13 protein-coding genes are annotated in these 17,008 nt (G+C 44.8%); 12 read left to right on the forward strand and 1 reads right to left on the reverse strand.

What is annotated here, in order from left to right:
* Window positions 1-12 precede the first annotated feature (12 nt).
* From rbfA to rpsO, 3 genes are all read left to right on the forward strand, one after another.
* A complete protein-coding gene (rbfA, locus tag AC5YB1_RS06765; RefSeq protein WP_475514535.1) occupies window positions 13-435 on the forward strand; it encodes a 30S ribosome-binding factor RbfA in 423 nt (140 codons plus the stop codon).
* The gene (truB, locus tag AC5YB1_RS06770; RefSeq protein WP_475514534.1) at window positions 435-1,382 is read left to right on the forward strand and encodes a tRNA pseudouridine(55) synthase TruB; all 948 of its coding nucleotides are present in this window, start codon (window positions 435-437) and stop codon (window positions 1,380-1,382) included. The genes rbfA and truB overlap by 1 nt, the downstream gene beginning before the upstream one ends.
* A gap of 96 nt (window positions 1,383-1,478) precedes the next feature.
* Entirely contained in the window at window positions 1,479-1,748 is a 270-nt protein-coding gene (gene rpsO, locus AC5YB1_RS06775) for a 30S ribosomal protein S15 (protein ID WP_119978316.1), read from the forward strand.
* A gap of 68 nt (window positions 1,749-1,816) precedes the next feature.
* Here rpsO and AC5YB1_RS06780 read toward each other — a convergent pair whose 3' ends face one another.
* Window positions 1,817-3,850 carry a putative bifunctional diguanylate cyclase/phosphodiesterase gene (locus AC5YB1_RS06780; RefSeq protein ID WP_494521203.1) on the reverse strand — a complete coding sequence of 678 codons (2,034 nt, stop codon included), beginning with the start codon at window positions 3,848-3,850 and terminating at the stop codon, window positions 1,817-1,819.
* Between the two features lie 193 nt (window positions 3,851-4,043).
* Here AC5YB1_RS06780 and pnp point away from each other — a divergent pair, with 193 nt between their 5' ends.
* The 9 genes from pnp to AC5YB1_RS06825 all read left to right on the forward strand — a co-directional run bounded on the left by pnp (window position 4,044) and on the right by AC5YB1_RS06825 (window position 16,933).
* Window positions 4,044-6,146, forward strand: a complete 2,103-nt coding sequence (gene pnp / locus AC5YB1_RS06785; protein WP_494521204.1) for a polyribonucleotide nucleotidyltransferase — start codon at window positions 4,044-4,046, stop codon at window positions 6,144-6,146.
* Between the two features lie 129 nt (window positions 6,147-6,275).
* A complete protein-coding gene (gene nlpI, locus AC5YB1_RS06790; protein WP_494521205.1) occupies window positions 6,276-7,166 on the forward strand; it encodes a lipoprotein NlpI in 891 nt (296 codons plus the stop codon).
* Between the two features lie 426 nt (window positions 7,167-7,592).
* Window positions 7,593-9,179: a peptide chain release factor 3 gene (gene prfC / locus AC5YB1_RS06795; protein WP_475514531.1), complete on the forward strand. Its 1,587-nt coding sequence runs from the start codon at window positions 7,593-7,595 to the stop codon at window positions 9,177-9,179.
* 226 nt (window positions 9,180-9,405) lie between these two features.
* A complete protein-coding gene (locus AC5YB1_RS06800; RefSeq protein ID WP_494521206.1) occupies window positions 9,406-10,227 on the forward strand; it encodes a TatD family hydrolase in 822 nt (273 codons plus the stop codon).
* Between the two features lie 178 nt (window positions 10,228-10,405).
* Entirely contained in the window at window positions 10,406-11,665 is a 1,260-nt protein-coding gene (locus AC5YB1_RS06805; protein ID WP_494521207.1) for a NupC/NupG family nucleoside CNT transporter, read from the forward strand.
* A 384-nt stretch (window positions 11,666-12,049) separates the two neighbouring features.
* Window positions 12,050-12,964, forward strand: a complete 915-nt coding sequence (locus AC5YB1_RS06810; protein ID WP_494521208.1) for a nucleoside-specific channel-forming Tsx family protein — start codon at window positions 12,050-12,052, stop codon at window positions 12,962-12,964.
* Between the two features lie 457 nt (window positions 12,965-13,421).
* On the forward strand, window positions 13,422-14,195 hold the full coding sequence (gene deoC / locus AC5YB1_RS06815; protein WP_494521209.1) for a deoxyribose-phosphate aldolase: 774 nt from the start codon (window positions 13,422-13,424) through the stop codon (window positions 14,193-14,195).
* A gap of 177 nt (window positions 14,196-14,372) precedes the next feature.
* Window positions 14,373-15,704, forward strand: a complete 1,332-nt coding sequence (deoA, locus tag AC5YB1_RS06820) for a thymidine phosphorylase (RefSeq protein ID WP_494521210.1) — start codon at window positions 14,373-14,375, stop codon at window positions 15,702-15,704.
* Between the two features lie 11 nt (window positions 15,705-15,715).
* The gene (locus tag AC5YB1_RS06825; RefSeq protein ID WP_494521211.1) at window positions 15,716-16,933 is read left to right on the forward strand and encodes a phosphopentomutase; all 1,218 of its coding nucleotides are present in this window, start codon (window positions 15,716-15,718) and stop codon (window positions 16,931-16,933) included.
* Window positions 16,934-17,008: the final 75 nt, after the last annotated feature.

Consider the following 17,008-nt stretch of genomic DNA (forward strand, 5'->3'; position numbering starts at 1 on the left):
ATGGCAATAATTATGGCAAAAGAATTTAGTCGTACCCGTCGTATTGCTCAGCAGCTCCAGCAAGAGCTTGCTCAAGTGTTACAGCGTGATATAAAAGATCCGCGTATTGGTATGGTTACCGTCAATGACGTCGATGTGTCTCGCGATCTCAGCTACGCCAAAGTCTATGTTACCTTCTTTGAAGAGGACAAAGCTGTGGTCGAGGAAAAGCTTGCTGCATTAGAAACCGCCGCTGGATATGTTCGTTCATTGGTCGCCGGCCGTATGAAGCTGCGTGTGATGCCTGAAATTCGATTTATTTATGATGCATCGTTAGTTGAAGGTATGCGTATGTCTAACTTGGTGAGCCAAGTGATCAGCTCTGATCAGGCTAAAGCGAAAGAGCATGGTTCTGACGTAGCAGACACTGATGAACATGAGCAAGGTGATAAGTAATGGCGCGTAAACCTAAAGGTCGGTTTATCGACGGCATAGTGCTACTCGATAAAGACACTGGGATGAGCTCCAACTTTGCATTGCAGCGTGTTAAGCGTATATACAATGCCGCTAAAGCGGGGCATACCGGTGCTTTAGATCCATTAGCTACCGGTATGCTACCTATCTGCCTTGGTGAAGCGACCAAATTTTCGCAGCACTTACTTGATGCAGATAAGCGTTATTTAGTCACGGCGAAACTGGGTGTACGCACCGATACCAGTGACTCTGATGGTGAAGTGGTACAAACGCGTCCGCTCAATTTTACCCAGGCACAACTTGAAGAGGCCTTAGCGTCTTTTCGCGGTGAGACCATGCAAGTGCCTTCAATGTTTTCGGCATTGAAATATCAAGGTCAACCACTGTATAAGTATGCGCGTGAAGGGATTGAAGTACCTAGAGAGGCAAGGCCTATAACCGTATATGAGCTTAATTTTATTAAGCTAGATGGTGATGAGCTAACCTTGGAGATCCATTGTTCTAAAGGTACCTACATTCGCACCATTACCGATGATTTAGGTGAGATGCTCGGTTGCGGTGCTCATGTCATCATGCTGCGCCGCACTGGTGTGGCTGGTTACCCTTATGACAAGATGGTCACGCTTGAACAGTTAGAGGCGTTATTAGCCCGAGCTGAAAGTGAGCAGCGCCCACCGAAAGAGCTGCTCGACCCGTTATTGCTACCAATGGATACCGCGGTTAGTAGCTTTAAAGAGATCAATGTATCTAGTGAGTTGGCACATTACCTCATGAATGGTAATCCAGTTCAGGTAGCCAATTTACCTATTGACCAATTAGTGAGAATTACCATTGGTGATGAGCACAAATTTGTTGGTATTGGTGAAATGAATGATGACGGCTTGCTAGCGCCCAAGCGCCTGATTGTTTTACGTGATGAGCAGGCTTAATGCTTGCAAGTGATGACTAAAATCGTTACTATATCGCGCTCTCTTTGGCTGAGTTAGTGATCGGCTAAAGTATTTATATTATTTTTGGAGATAAAAATGTCACTAAGTACAGAAGTAAAAGCACAAATTTTGGCTGATTTCGGTCGTTGTGAGAATGATACTGGTTCTACTGAAGTTCAAGTAGCTCTTTTGACTGCACAGATCAACCATCTGCAAGGTCACTTCAAAGAGCACATCCATGATCATCATTCACGTCGTGGTTTGCTTCGTATGGTTAGCTCACGTCGTAAGCTTCTAGCTTACCTTAAGCGTACTGAAAACGTTCGCTACCAAGAGCTGATCAAAAAGCTAGGTCTACGTCGCTAATATTACATTAGTGTTCGTTAGTAATTAAAGGAGGCTTAGCCTCCTTTTTTTTCTTTTATTTATAGTGTTTAGATTTGGCTGATTGTCGCGGTATTTGGCGCAATATATTTAGCTTCAAACTCATCTAGCGGCAGTGGTTGGCTGTAGTAAAACCCCTGACCGATTTCACAATTCATCTGCTTTAACCAATCTAATTGGGCTTCATTTTCAATCCCCTCCGCTACAATGTGTAAATTAAGCTGCTGGCCTAACATTAAGATTGTCGAGGCGATTGGGCTTTCATGGGGCAAATCGTTAACAAAACAACGATCAATTTTCATGGTGGTAATAGGCAGATGTTTAAGGTACGACAAAGATGAATAACCAATACCAAAGTCATCCACAGCAATACTAAAACCTGCCGATTTGAGTTGCTGAAGTTTATTGATGGCCAATTCGATATCATTCATCAATGAGGTTTCTGTTATCTCAAGCTCGAGCAAGTTTGGATCTATTTGGTACCTTAAGGAGAGTTGTTTAATATCCGGTACTAGACTGGGATCGGCAAATTGCTGTGAGGCCACATTGACGGCAACAGGGATTGCTACGTTGTAGCGGCGTTGCCAATGCTTGATAGTTTTACAGGCCTCTTCGATCACCCAGCGTCCAAGAGGGATGATGATGCCCGTTTCTTCGGCGATGGGAATAAAGGCCATAGGACTAATTAATCGTCCCTCTTTCTTCCAACGAATTAGCGCTTCACAGGCAACAACTTCGCCGGTTTTTATATTAAATTTAGGCTGAAAGTGTAGCAAAAACTCATTGTTTTTTAAGGCATCGTGTAGAGATGCTTCGGTTCTTAACCGCACCGCTGCGCGATCGGTCATCTGCTGCTTAAAGAACGCCCATTGATTGGTGCCTGAGGCCTTGGCGCTGTACATGGCAATATCTGCATGGCGAATCAGGTCTTCAGCGGTCAAGCCGTCATCTGGGTAGAGTGCGATACCTATTGAGGCGGCTGGATGAATCGTATGCTCGTTAAGTTGCAGTGGAATATTCAGTTCGATTAATAGCGTGTCGACTAAGTCAGCGGCTTGATCTGGTGTGTGTGCTTCGTTGGCTAAAATGACAAATTCGTCGCCACCAAGACGTGCCACTGTTCCAGTATCGCCCATCACACGCTCTAAGACTCTTGCGATTCTGGCAAGAAATTGGTCGCCCATAGCGTGCCCCAGTGAATCGTTAATATTTTTAAAACGATCCAGATCGATAAACAATAAACTAAACGCTTGTTGATGCACCCGGGCGCGTTGTATCGATATTGCGATGGTCTCAAGTAGTAAGGTACGATTAGAGAGTCCGGTAAGGGGATCGCGAGTCGCCATCTTACGGAGTTTATTTTGTGTTTGACCAAACTGAATGAGGATTTGATTAAATTTAGAGGTCACTAAGCCTAGTTCATCATCTTTATGTTCTGGCGACATCGGCAGGAGATTTTCATCTGGGGATTCAGGATCAATTTTATCAATGGCTTCGCTTATTTGGGCTATTGGCTTAGTTAAAAAACGGTGAAATAGCACCGAGAGCACTAAGGTCACGAGCAAGGCTCTGAGTAAGGTGGCAAAAAAACTAAATCTTAGCTGAGATAGTAGTGAATCGCTCAACTGCTCGGTGTTGTAATGCACAACCAAGGTGCCAATGACTTCGGGAGAGATGGCTACGCCAGAAGCTGTAGGACGGTACAATAATCGTGAGGTTTGTTTTAAGTCACTAAACAATCTATCGCTCAGTAGACCTATGACTGCGCTATCACTGGAAGAGTTGGTCATAGACACAAATTGTATGCCGTCATCGAGCTCAATCGTGGCCTGCGCAACATGCTCGACTTTTAAGACTCCGGTTAAGGTCTGCTTAGCTAAGTGATCGTCTAATGCCCATACGGCATTAGCTGCAGGTTGCTCAACAGAATTGAGCAATTCATATTGTGCTTCAAGTAAGTGCTGTCTGGCTGAAATACTGACTAATGCGATTTCGACGATGAAGATGGCTATGGCAAAAAATAACGCCGAAAAAACCACTAAGGTTGTCTGTTTCCATGTTAATGACTTGAAACTCGCGCTCATTTGCCATTCCTATTTTGGCGACTCATTACAGTATATTACAAATAAAGCCGTTAGATATTGCAGAAACTCAGGTAACTTGCCACTTTAGAGAAAAGATTCGGCTTTGTCATCCACATGGGCTCTTTATCTATTGAATAGACTTGAAGTATACTTACACGGGAAAATAAGGTTATTAAATTAAGGAATGGTTCACGTGAATCCAATCGTAAAAAGTTTTGAATATGGTCAACATACAGTCACATTAGAGACTGGGGTTATTGCACGTCAAGCTGACGCTGCTGTTTTAGCAAGTATGGGAGATACAACAGTACTAGTCACTGTTGTCGGAAAGAAAGCTGAAGAGCCAGGTCGTGACTTTTTCCCGCTAACCGTTAATTATCAGGAAAAGACATACGCAGCAGGTAAGATCCCAGGTGGATTTTTCAAGCGTGAAGGTCGCCCTTCTGAAAACGAAACACTGATTGCACGTCTTATTGACCGTCCAATCCGTCCACTATTTCCAAATGGCTTCAAGAATGAAGTTCAGGTAATTATCACAGTACTTTCTGTCGATCCTGAAATCAATCCTGACGTTATTTCTATGATTGGTACCTCTGCGGCGCTTGCTATCTCAGGCTTGCCGTTTAATGGACCTTTGGGTGCTGCTCGTGTTGGTTATATCAATGGCGAGTACGTATTGAACCCTGACGTTAGTCAACTTGTCGATAGCCAATTAGATTTGATTGTTGCTGGTACTCAAGGTGCCGTCCTGATGGTTGAATCAGAAGCCGATGCACTACCAGAAGAGGTTATGCTTGGTGGTGTGGTTTATGGTCATCAACAACAGCAATTAGTTATCGATGCCATTAGCGATCTAAAAGCCGAAGCCGGTAAGCCCGCTTGGGATTGGACTGCGCCAAAAGCGGATGAAGACTTAGTTGCCAAGATTAAGGCATTAGCTGAAGCAGAAATGACGGCAGCATACCAAATCACTGCTAAGCATGAGCGCCGTGATGCGGTGAATGCATTAAAACAAGCGACTGTCGCTAAATTAGTTGAAGAAGATGCCAACGTTGATTTACGTGAGCTAGACAAGTTACTGGGCAGCTTAGAAAAGAGCGTCGTACGTAACCGTATTATCGCTGGCAACCCGCGTATAGATGGACGTGAACCAGATATGGTTCGTGCGCTAAGCGTTATGGCTGGCGTATTGCCTCGTACTCACGGTAGTGCACTGTTTACCCGTGGTGAGACTCAGGCATTAGTAACCTGTACTTTAGGTACCGAGCGCGATGCACAGAAAGTCGATAGCATTATGGGCGAGTATACTAACCGCTTTATGCTGCATTATAACTTCCCTCCATATTCTGTTGGTGAAACAGGTATGGTTGGTTCACCAAAGCGTCGTGAAATCGGCCACGGTAAGCTAGCATGGCGCGGCATTAATGCGGTTATGCCATCTGCTGAAGAGTTCCCATACAGTGTTCGTGTCGTATCAGAAATTACTGAATCTAACGGTTCGAGTTCAATGGCTTCTGTTTGTGGTACTTCGTTAGCCTTAATGGATGCGGGTGTTCCAATCAAGACATCTGTTGCTGGTATTGCTATGGGCCTTGTTAAAGAAGGTGATGACTTCGTCGTGCTTTCTGACATTCTAGGCGATGAAGATCACTTAGGTGACATGGACTTTAAAGTGGCAGGTACTCGCGACGGTATCACTGCATTGCAGATGGATATCAAGATTGAAGGTATCACACAAGAGATCATGCAAATTGCATTGCAACAAGCTTATGGTGCTCGTGTACATATCCTCAACGTGATGGATCAAGCGATTGGTTCACATCGTGACGATATCTCTGATCACGCTCCACGTATCACCACTATCAAGATCAACCCTGAGAAGATCCGTGACGTGATTGGTAAAGGTGGCGCAACTATCCGTGCACTAACTGAAGAGACTGGCACGACTATTGAGCTTGAAGATGACGGTACGGTTAAAATTGCCTCTTCAAACGGTGAAGCGACTCAAGAAGCGATTCGTCGTATTCAAGAGATCACTGCTGAAGTTGAAGTGGGTACTGTCTATAACGGTAAAGTGGTTCGTATCGTTGATTTTGGTGCCTTTGTTACCATTCTTCCAGGTAAAGACGGCTTAGTACACATTTCGCAAATCGCTGAAGAGCGTGTCGCGAACGTGTCTGACTTCCTTGAAGTCGGTCAAGACGTAAAAGTGAAGGTAATGGAAGTGGATCGCCAAGGTCGTGTGCGTCTTTCAATGAAAGAAGCCCAGCCTAAAGCAGAAGCTGCAAGCGAGTAATTTATTCGCTAATGAATCAAAGGAGACCCTTAGGTCTCCTTTTTTATTGGGATTTTAAAAATGCAGATAGCCCTTGCTATTAGGGATTGCTATGATTGGTGCTATTGCGAAGCAAATAAGGTTAAATGGATGACTTATCAATTGCGCACAAAGACAGTCGCGGTGATGGCTGCTCTTAGCATGCTGCTGACAGGATGTGTATCGACTCAACTAGGACAAAGTGCAGCGCATGGCCAACTGATCGTTGCGCCAGTGATGCCCGATTATAAGTTAGAAGTGACCCTTGCCCGCCTTAATGACATCTTGGCTTCAGCTGAACTGACCATAGAGCAACGTGCGCGCTTTCATTATGATCGTGGCGTGATTTACGATAGTGTTGGTTTACGCATTTTAAGCCGTATTGATTTTCATCAAGCGTTAAAGCTACAGCCAAACTTAGCCGATGCCTATAATTTTCTTGGTATTTATTATACTCAAGAGGGTGAATTTGAGAGTGCCTATGAGGCTTTCGATGCGGTATTAGAACTCTCCCCCGATTATGATTATGCCTATTTGAATCGTGGTATTGCACTTTACTACGGCGAGCGCAATGAATTAGCGCTGACCGATATGCAGAGTTTTTATAACGGTGATAACCAAGATGGTTATCGTGCATTATGGCTATACATCACCGAAGCAAAAATCGATATTGAGCGAGCCAAAAATAATTTGCGAACCCATCGTAAATTATTAGCCGATAGCGCCTGGTCGACAATTATCATCGACTATTATTTAGACGACATCGATCGGGAGCAAGTTTTTAATTTAGCTAAGCAGGGGTTAACCCACCCTAATGAATATGCTGAGCGCTTATGTGAAGCTTATTTTTATATTGCTAAAGTTGCGCAGCAACAGCAGCGTTATAATGATGCCGCTAATTACTACCGTTTGGCGTTGGCCACCAATATTTATGATTTTGTTGAACATAGATATGCCAGAGTTGAGCTAGCTAGGATAGGTCAAAGCTTAAATGAAGAGTGAGCACTCTAATGGGGTTGCAGGCAATTAATGGCCTTGTTTAGGCGGGGTGAATAATCCGTCATTCAAGGCTTTTTTCTCTCTGTGGCTTGCGGGATCCTTTCACTATAAGCTTTACTTTCGAATGTTTGGTTGGTCATGGGATAAGGTAAAGCATATTTGATTAATTATCACCTTACTCAATATGACGTTAAATCTTTGTCTTTATGATTGAGGTTTCGTGTTAGTGTTACACTCCAGATCACATCTTAAGCTTCGTGTTTAGTAAAAAAGCCCCATCTATCTGCACCGCATTGATTGTTTAAAACGCCTAAATCGGTGAAAATAGACGCCAATGATTATTCACCTAACGGATTGGTTAACGCAGTCGCCCCTTTGGGTTACAGCAACGCGTGCTCAATTTCGTGTACAACCTAAAAAGAACTTTTAATGGCTGACCAGACTTTCCTTAACGAAATCAATAAGCGAAGAACATTCGCTATTATCTCTCACCCCGATGCCGGTAAGACCACCATTACTGAAAAGGTACTGCTGTTCGGCAACGCTTTGCAAAAAGCCGGTACGGTAAAAGGCAAAAAATCAGGCCAGCATGCTAAATCAGACTGGATGGAGATGGAAAAAGACCGTGGTATTTCCATCACCACCTCTGTGATGCAATTTCCTTATCGTGATGCCTTGGTGAACCTGCTCGATACCCCTGGTCACGAAGACTTCTCGGAAGATACTTATCGTACCTTGACCGCCGTTGATTCCTGTTTGATGGTGATCGATTCGGCTAAAGGTGTCGAGCAACGTACTATCAAATTAATGGAAGTGACGCGTCTACGTGATACACCAATTGTCACCTTTATGAACAAGCTCGACCGTGATATTCGAGATCCGATTGAGTTGATGGACGAAGTTGAAGATGTGCTTAATATTGCTTGTGCTCCTATCACTTGGCCTATAGGCGCGGGTAAAGAGTTTAAAGGGGTGTATCACCTGCTGCGTGATGAGGTGATTCTGTATCAAAATGGTATGGGACATACGATCCAAGACTCGCGCGTCATAAAAGGGTTAAATAATCCGGAGCTAGACCAAGCCATTGGCAGCTATGCGCAAGAGATCCGTGATGAGATGGAACTCGTGTTAGGCGCCTCTAATGAGTTTGATTTAGATGCCTTCCTAAAAGGTGAGCTGACTCCGGTTTTCTTTGGTACCGCATTGGGTAACTTTGGTGTTGACCATATACTTGACGGTATCGTGCAGTGGGCTCCGCGTCCTCAGCCTCGAGAAACTGATGTCAGAGTCATGGACCCTGAAGAGCCAAAGTTCAGTGGTTTTGTGTTTAAGATTCAAGCCAACATGGATCCGAAACATCGTGACCGTGTAGCCTTTATGCGTATCTGTACTGGACGTTACGAACAAGGCATGAAAATGCATCACGTGCGTATAGGTAAAGATGTCAACGTCAGTGATGCCTTGACCTTTATGGCTGGCGATCGTAATCGCGCTGAGGCGGCTTACCCTGGCGACATTATTGGCTTGCATAACCACGGTACTATCCGAATTGGTGATACCTTCACTCAAGGTGATAAGTTTCGCTATACCGGCATCCCTAACTTTGCCCCGGAAATGTTCCGCCGTATTCGCTTAAAAGATCCGTTAAAGCAGAAACAACTGTTAAAAGGCTTAGTGCAACTGTCTGAAGAGGGGGCTGTACAGGTGTTTAGACCCTTAGACACTAACGATTTAATCGTCGGCGCTGTCGGTGTGCTACAGTTCGAAGTGGTTGTACAGCGCTTAAAGAGCGAATACAAGGTGGAAGCCATTTACGAAGCGATCAGCGTAGCAACGGCGCGCTGGGTTTATTGTGACGATCACAAAAAGCTGGATGATTTTAAGCGTAAGTGTAGCAATAACTTAGCCCTCGATGGAGGTGATAACTTAACCTATATCGCACCCACTATGGTTAACCTCAACTTGTCGATGGAACGTTATCCAGACATTGAGTTTGCAAAAACACGCGAAAACTAAATGGCACTGAAGTGTGGCTCGATATGATTGAGCTTAGCACCATAGATAAAAAAGCAGATCCGTCTGCTTTTTTTTGTACCTAAATAGACTGGCTTTGCTAGCGGAATGTTAAATCGTTATTGAAACATGCTTGTAGCAAGAGAGGGGGTGTAAGTGAAATGTAAGTTTAGTCACCTTTATAGTGTTCACTGTTTTAACCGTAAATTAGAGCAGGAGGCTTAAGCTGATGGTTGATCATCTTATCTTCGATGCCAAAGCGCCCTCTATGTTCGTTATTGACAGCCATATCCATTTGGACTTTGAGCAGTTCGATGCAAAACGTGACGTGTTGATGTTACACATGCAGCAACAAGGTTTACAACATGCGGTGATCCCCGGCGTATCTGCGGCTCATTGGGCTAAACAATATGCCGTGGCGCAGCAGTATGATTGCAGCTACGCCTTGGGTATTCATCCTTGGTATTGCAATCAACATTGGTCTACAGAAATAGCCCAACTTGAACAATTACTCATAAAAAATAAGCAAGACAAACGCTTAGTGGCGATTGGTGAATGTGGTCTCGATGGCGGATATCGTGACACATGGCATATGCAAATAGCTTGTTTCGAGGCGCAGTTAAGCTTGGCGCAGCGTTTTGACCTACCTGTGATAGTCCACAGTGTCAAAGCTCATAATGAAGTACTGCATTTACTTAAACGTTATCCATTAAAAAAAGCGGGAGTGATCCATGGCTTTTATGGCAGTACTCAATTGGCGCAGCAGTATCTTGATTGTGGTATGAAGCTTGGGATCGGTCATTTGTTATTAAATAAAACAGCCAAAAAATTGCGGGAGTCCATTGTCAATGTTCCCTTAGCTTCTTTAGTGATTGAAACGGATCTTGCACTTGCCTCACTGCAGGGAAATCCTGATGTTGCCGATAATATCAACGAATCGAACTTAATGTTGCATTTGCTGATCGAAGAAATTGCAAGATTACAGAAAAAATCTCGCGTTCTAGTTTCAGAACAAGTGTTTCAAAATACCATGCAACTCTTTGACCTCTAATTTGATTTTTAAAAAACAGATGTGGCTCGCATCAAATTTATCGCCTAACGTATTGAAATAAAACTTCAAAAATTTGATCAAAACGACGATTTTAGCTAATCGCTCGGGTATAATCTGATGTTGAAAAAAGGTTGGTTAACAACATAATTAAAAATTATTAACAATAGGGTGATGGTTAATGGATATTTTAATGAGCTTGGTAGGGGTGGTCACCCTACTTGCAATAGGTTTTTTGTTATCGAATAACAAAAAAGCTATTAACTTCCGCACTGTGTTTGGCGCACTTGCTATTCAGGCGTTCTTCGCAGGTTTCGTGTTATATGTTCCAGTCGGTAAAGATATTCTTCAAACAGTATCTAATGGCGTGTCAAGCGTTATTAGTTACGCACAAGACGGTATTAGCTTCCTTTTCGGCGATTTAGCTAACTTCAAAGTTGGTTTCATCTTCGCGGTTAACGTGCTACCTGTTATCGTATTCTTCTCTTCACTTATCGCAGTACTTTACTACCTAGGCATCATGCAGTGGATCATCCGTATTATCGGTGGCGCGCTACAAAAAGCACTGGGTACTAGCCGTACTGAGTCTATGTCTGCGACAGCAAACATTTTCGTTGGTCAAACTGAAGCGCCACTAGTGGTTCGTCCGTTTATCGCGACGATGACGCAATCTGAGTTGTTTGCCATCATGGTTGGTGGTCTAGCCTCTATTGCGGGTTCGGTATTAGCCGGTTATGCGCAAATGGGTGTGCCTATTCAGTATCTTGTTGCTGCCTCTTTCATGGCGGCTCCAGGTGGTCTGTTAATGGCTAAGCTTATGCATCCAGAAACCGATAAAACGGTTAACGAAATGGATGAGCTTCCAGATGATCCAGATAAGCCAGCTAACGTGTTAGATGCTGCTGCTGCAGGTGCTTCATCGGGTATGCATTTAGCTCTAAACGTCGGTGCTATGCTACTTGCCTTCGTGGGGCTGATAGCCATGCTTAACGGCATCATTGGTGGTGTAACGGGTCTGTTTGGCTTAGAGGGGATTACCCTAGAGCTAATTTTAGGCTATGTGTTTATGCCACTTGCATTCCTTATCGGTGTACCTTGGAACGAGGCTTTAGTTGCTGGTTCTTTCATCGGTCAGAAGATTGTGGTTAACGAATTCGTTGCATACCTAAACTTCGCTCCATACCTAAAAGATGTCGCTGATGGCGGTTTATTAGTCGAAGCAACTAATGCTGTGATGACGGATAGAACTAAAGCTATCATTTCGTTCGCACTATGTGGCTTCGCTAACTTATCTTCAATCGCTATCTTACTTGGTGGTCTTGGTTCAATGGCGCCAAGCCGTCGTCACGACCTTGCTAAGCTAGGTTTCCGTGCGGTGATTGCTGGTTCACTAGCAAACTTGATGAGTGCAACGCTTGCGGGTCTATTCCTGGCGTTATAAGTCTCAGGTAATTCCTTGGGGGGATGCCCCTGAATGATGACTCTGCCCAGCAGGGCAGAGTCAGCGTTAACTACACCATTTTTCACAACAAGCAAAACAGCGTTATTAATTAACATTGTACTAGCGAGTCATGTGTCTGTTGCTGCAGGCGGCAGATTTATGAGGGTGCTAAGCCAGCGAACTCAGTCAGTCAGGTTGTAAATAGGGTCAATATTTACCAACCATGACCAATCATTGTAGTTTGTTTTTATGTTAGGAAATTGTGTTCGCATTTTCACGTTAATTGTATTGTGATTTAATACCATTTGGGTAAAATGCGGCGCGAAACAAAAAGAAACACTGACTCTTTAAGAGCAGTAAAACCATAAAATAATGGGGTTGATGATGAAAAACGTTAAAACTTTAGCTTTAGCTGCTACAGCCGTAGCTGCAATGTCAGGTACAGCCTTTGCTGCTGATCGCTCAGACCTTCATGGTAGCGATTACAAGTGGATGCAGTTCAATGCAATGTACTCAATCGATGAGCATCCAATCGCTGATGGTTCAGATGCACAGCATGATTACCTTGAGATGGAATTCGGCGGACGCTCTGGCGTTGTTGATCTTTACGGTTACGTTGACGTATTCAACCTAGCTAACACCAGTTCAGGTGACAAAGTAGATAACGCAAGCAAAATCTTCATGAAGTTTGCTCCTCGTTTCTCTATTGATGCGATCACAGGCAAAGATCTGTCTTTCGGTCCTGTGCAAGAAATTTACTTCTCTACTCTATTTAACTGGGGCGGCGGTGGAATCACTGGTTCATACACTGCTTCTGATAAAGACTTTAATGAGTTTGCAGCATACACTAAAGGTGATGTGAACATGTCTTTCTGGGGTATTGGTGCTGATGTGATGGTTCCATGGTTGGGCAAAACGGGCATGAACCTGTACGCCACTTACGACATCAATAGCAAAGATTGGAACGGTTACCAGTTCTCTGCTAACTGGTTCAAGCCTTTCTACTTCTTCGAAAACAAGAGCTTCCTATCTTTCCAAGGTTATATTGATTGGCAGTTTGCTATGGACGAAGAGCTTAGCGGCTTCAATGACTATACTGGCGAATATAACAACTCTACCGATGGTGGTAATCTTTTCCTAGGCCTATACTGGCATTCAGACCGCTACGCTGTGGGTTATGGTGCTAAGTACTACAACAAAGTATATGGTCTAAATAACCAAGCATTCGCTAATGAATTCTGGGGCGGATTAGACACTACTGGTTGGGGTCACTACTTCAGCGCAACTTACAAGTTCTAAGAATAGAATAAGTAAGTATTTGGGGCCGCCAACGCGGCTCCAAATTATTATCTTGTAAAGGAGCGACATCTTACGAGATAGGTTAATTTTTACTTAAGCATGGACTATATTGATAGAGCTTGTTTAGATAAAGGTTAGTCGTTTTACGCGCTAAAATGGATTTTTCGCGGAAAGGCAGGAACACTACTCTACAGTGATAATAACTCGTTCCCCTTCCCGGTCTTCAAGGATTCAAGTCGTTACCTTGTTTCAGGATGGATCGCAACATAGTGTGCGGCAATGAACTCCTGAATGTGTAAAACATATGCCACCTCTGTGTAATGGGGATGGTCTTGTTTTATGCCAACGCTGAAGACCCGGCCATAACAATAATCACAATTGCCAACTCTTAGGCGCTGTCATACGTCGATCTCTTTTTATTATTTTTAATTAATAAATTACGTCTCGGAGAGCTATTATGAGCGATTTAAAAAAAGCAGCACAACAAGCCATTCAATTGATGGACTTGACCACGTTAAATGACGACGATACCGATCAAAAAGTGATTGAGCTTTGTCATAAAGCGCAGACCCCTGCAGGCAATACCGCCGCTATCTGTATCTATCCTCGCTTCATTCCTATTGCGCGCAAAACCCTCAATGATATGGGCTGTGAAGAGATTAAAATCGCCACAGTGACTAATTTCCCTCACGGCAACGATGACATTGCTATTGCGGTACTCGAAACCCGCGCGGCAGTGGCTTATGGCGCCGATGAAGTGGATGTAGTATTCCCTTACCGCGCGTTAATGGAAGGCAACGAAACCATAGGTTTTGAACTTGTTAAAGCCTGTAAAGAAGAGTGCGGTGACGATGTCTTACTAAAAGTCATTATCGAATCGGGTGTGTTGCAAGATCCAGCATTAATTCGCCGTGCATCAGAGCTGTCTATCGACGCTGGCGCTGACTTTATCAAGACCTCAACAGGTAAAGTTGCAGTGAATGCCACCTTAGAAGCGGCAGAAATCATGATGACAGTGATCAGCGAAAAGAACCCTAAAGTGGGCTTTAAGCCTGCCGGTGGTGTGCGTGATGCCGCTGCCGCTGCCGAGTTCTTAGGCCTTGCAGCCCGCATACTCGGTGATGATTGGGTCAGCCCTGAGACATTCCGCTTTGGTGCATCTAGCCTACTCACTAACTTGCTACATACTTTAGAGTTAGGCGATGCCCCTAAAGGGCCGCAAGGTTACTAAAACTTTAAGCTAAGGCTTAATCAGTTTAGTGAGTTAGCGTTTAAATTAAGTGTGATCTAAATCTAATTGAAGACGCCATTTCAGCCAGTGTTTTACCTTATCTGTAGACTGGCATGGCGTCTTATAAAAGAGCTTGTCGTTATAACATAACGTAACGACAAACTTGGAGGCAGCACCATGTTTTTAGCACAAGAAATTATTCGTAAAAAACGTAATGGCGAAGCATTAACCACCGCAGAAATCCAGTTTTTCGTTAAAGGGATCACTGATAATAGTGTGTCAGAGGGGCAGATCGCGGCTCTAGGCATGGCGGTTTATTTTAATGACATGAATATGGATGAGCGTATAGCCCTCACTACGGCGATGCGTGACTCTGGTACCGTGCTCAATTGGGATAGCTTAGGGCTAAATGGCCCGATTATTGATAAACACAGTACCGGCGGTGTCGGTGATGTGATAAGCCTCATGCTTGGCCCCATGGCCGCCGCGTGTGGTGGTTATGTGCCGATGATATCGGGCCGAGGACTTGGTCACACCGGTGGCACGCTAGATAAGTTTGATGCAATTCCGGGTTACCAAACTGAACCCGACAGTCAGCTGTTTCGTCAGGTGGTTAAAGACGTTGGCGTTGCCATTATTGGTCAAACGGGTGACTTAGTCCCTGCCGATAAGCGCTTTTATTCTATTCGTGATAATACCGCCACGGTTGAATCTATCTCGCTTATCACCGCTTCTATCTTGTCGAAAAAATTGGCCTGCAGCCTTGATGCACTCGCGATGGATGTCAAAGTGGGCAGCGGCGCTTTCATGCCGACCTACGAAGCATCTGAAGAATTAGCGCGCTCTATCACTGCCGTTGCCAACGGCGCAGGGACAAAGACCACTGCATTACTAACCGACATGAACCAAGTCTTGGCGTCTTGTGCGGGTAATGCTGTTGAGGTGAAAGAGGCGGTTGATTTCTTAACCGGTGCCTATCGTAATCCCCGTCTATATGCTGTCACTATGGGACTGTGCGCCGAGATGTTGCAACTCGGTGGCCTTGCAGCCAGTGAAGCCCAAGCGCGTGACATGCTTAATCGCGTGCTAGATAACGGCAAAGCCGCCGAAATTTTTGGCCGGATGATCTCAGGTCTTGGTGGCCCAAGCGACTTTATCGAAAATTACGCTAACTATCTGCCACAATCAGCCATTATTCGCCCTGTGTATGCTAACCGCAGCGGATTTGCTGCGGCAATGGACACTCGCGAACTGGGTTTAGCGGTAGTGACCTTAGGTGGTGGGCGGCGTAAACCAGGGGATAAACTTGATTACAGTGTCGGGTTAACCCAAGTGTGTGCATTAGGTGATGAGATCACGGCCGATAAACCCCTCGCCATGATCCATGCACAATCGGAAGATGCATTTGATGCCGCGGCGCAGGCCGTACAAAATGCGATTCATATTGGCGATAGCGCGCCAGAAAAAACACCAGAGATCTATCGTTACATTCGTCAATCTGATCTCTAGGAGAGTAAACGATGAAAAGAACAGTAATTATGATGCTTGACTCATTCGGCGTCGGTGCAGCATCAGATGCACAAGCGTTTGGTGATGTGGGCTCAGACACCTTTGGTAATATCGCTAAAGCGTGCGCCGAAGGTAAAGCCAACGATGGTCGCGAAGGGCCATTAAAGTTGCCAAACCTTGCTAAACTGGGTTTAGCGTTAGCGGCTAAAGAGAGCACGGGCAACATGCCACAAGGTTTCAGCGATGACGTTGAGATCATTGGGGCTTATGGCCATGCCGATGAATTAAGTTCGGGTAAAGATACTCCCAGTGGCCATTGGGAAATGGCGGGCGTGCCTGTGCTTTATGAGTGGGGCTACTTCAGCGATCTAACCAACTCTTTTCCGCAAGAGCTGACTGATAAAATTTTGGCAAGAGCAGGTCTGAGCGATTATTTAGGTAATTGTCACGCTTCTGGCACCGCAATTTTAGAAGAGCTGGGTGAAGAGCATATGCGTTCAGGTATGCCCATTTTTTACACCTCAGCCGACTCGGTATTTCAAATTGCCTGCCATGAAGAGACCTTTGGTCTCGAAAAACTGTATGAGCTGTGTATTATCGCCCGTGAAGAACTTGAGCCATATAATATTGGCCGTGTTATTGCGCGCCCCTTTGTTGGCTCAGGCCCTAGTGATTTTGCTCGCACCGGTAATCGTCGTGATTACGCGGTTGAGCCGCCAGCAAAAACCGTACTGGATAAATTGAAAGAGTCAGGCGGCGAAGTGGTCAGTGTCGGTAAGATTGCCGATATCTATGCTCACTGTGGCATTACTCAAAAAGTGAAAGCGACTGGGTTAGAAGCCCTATTCGATGCGACACTTGAGCAAGTTAAGCTGGCGGGCGATCGGACTCTAGTCTTTACCAACTTTGTTGATTTTGACTCTCATTATGGTCATCGCCGCGATATTGCTGGCTACGCTCGTGCACTGGAGTATTTTGACAGCCGTTTACCTGAAATATTGGCATTGCTAGATGCTGATGATTTATTGCTGCTGACCGCCGATCATGGTTGTGATCCGACTTGGCCTGGCAGTGATCACACTCGTGAGCGCGTACCGGTATTAGCTTATGGCGCCGGGTTGGCCGCAGGCTCGCTTGGACTGCGTAACAGTTTTGCCGATATTGGCCAGAGTATCGCAAGTTACTTTGAGCTTGAACCGATGGAATATGGCACATCATTTGTAGGTTAATCTACCTGTAAATGGTCTAGAATTATTGATTTGGCGGAGCTGATTTTCCGCCAGTACTAGAAAGACTTAAGTCTA

The sequence above is a fragment of the Shewanella sp. 433 genome (assembly GCF_059338565.1).

Excerpts from the sequence above, each read along its gene's own strand:
- AC5YB1_RS06780 (WP_494521203.1), bottom strand. The coding sequence starts at position 3,850 with ATGAGCGCGAGTTTCAAGTCATTAACATGGAAACAGACAACCTTAGTG.
- AC5YB1_RS06800 (WP_494521206.1), top strand. The coding sequence starts at position 9,406 with ATGGTTGATCATCTTATCTTCGATGCCAAAGCGCCCTCTATGTTCGTT.
- rpsO (WP_119978316.1), top strand. The coding sequence starts at position 1,479 with ATGTCACTAAGTACAGAAGTAAAAGCACAAATTTTGGCTGATTTCGGT.
- deoA (WP_494521210.1), top strand. The coding sequence starts at position 14,373 with ATGTTTTTAGCACAAGAAATTATTCGTAAAAAACGTAATGGCGAAGCA.
- prfC (WP_475514531.1), top strand. The coding sequence starts at position 7,593 with ATGGCTGACCAGACTTTCCTTAACGAAATCAATAAGCGAAGAACATTC.
- AC5YB1_RS06805 (WP_494521207.1), top strand. The coding sequence starts at position 10,406 with ATGGATATTTTAATGAGCTTGGTAGGGGTGGTCACCCTACTTGCAATA.
- AC5YB1_RS06825 (WP_494521211.1), top strand. The coding sequence starts at position 15,716 with ATGAAAAGAACAGTAATTATGATGCTTGACTCATTCGGCGTCGGTGCA.
- AC5YB1_RS06810 (WP_494521208.1), top strand. The coding sequence starts at position 12,050 with ATGAAAAACGTTAAAACTTTAGCTTTAGCTGCTACAGCCGTAGCTGCA.
- deoC (WP_494521209.1), top strand. The coding sequence starts at position 13,422 with ATGAGCGATTTAAAAAAAGCAGCACAACAAGCCATTCAATTGATGGAC.
- rbfA (WP_475514535.1), top strand. The coding sequence starts at position 13 with ATGGCAAAAGAATTTAGTCGTACCCGTCGTATTGCTCAGCAGCTCCAG.
- truB (WP_475514534.1), top strand. The coding sequence starts at position 435 with ATGGCGCGTAAACCTAAAGGTCGGTTTATCGACGGCATAGTGCTACTC.
- nlpI (WP_494521205.1), top strand. The coding sequence starts at position 6,276 with ATGACTTATCAATTGCGCACAAAGACAGTCGCGGTGATGGCTGCTCTT.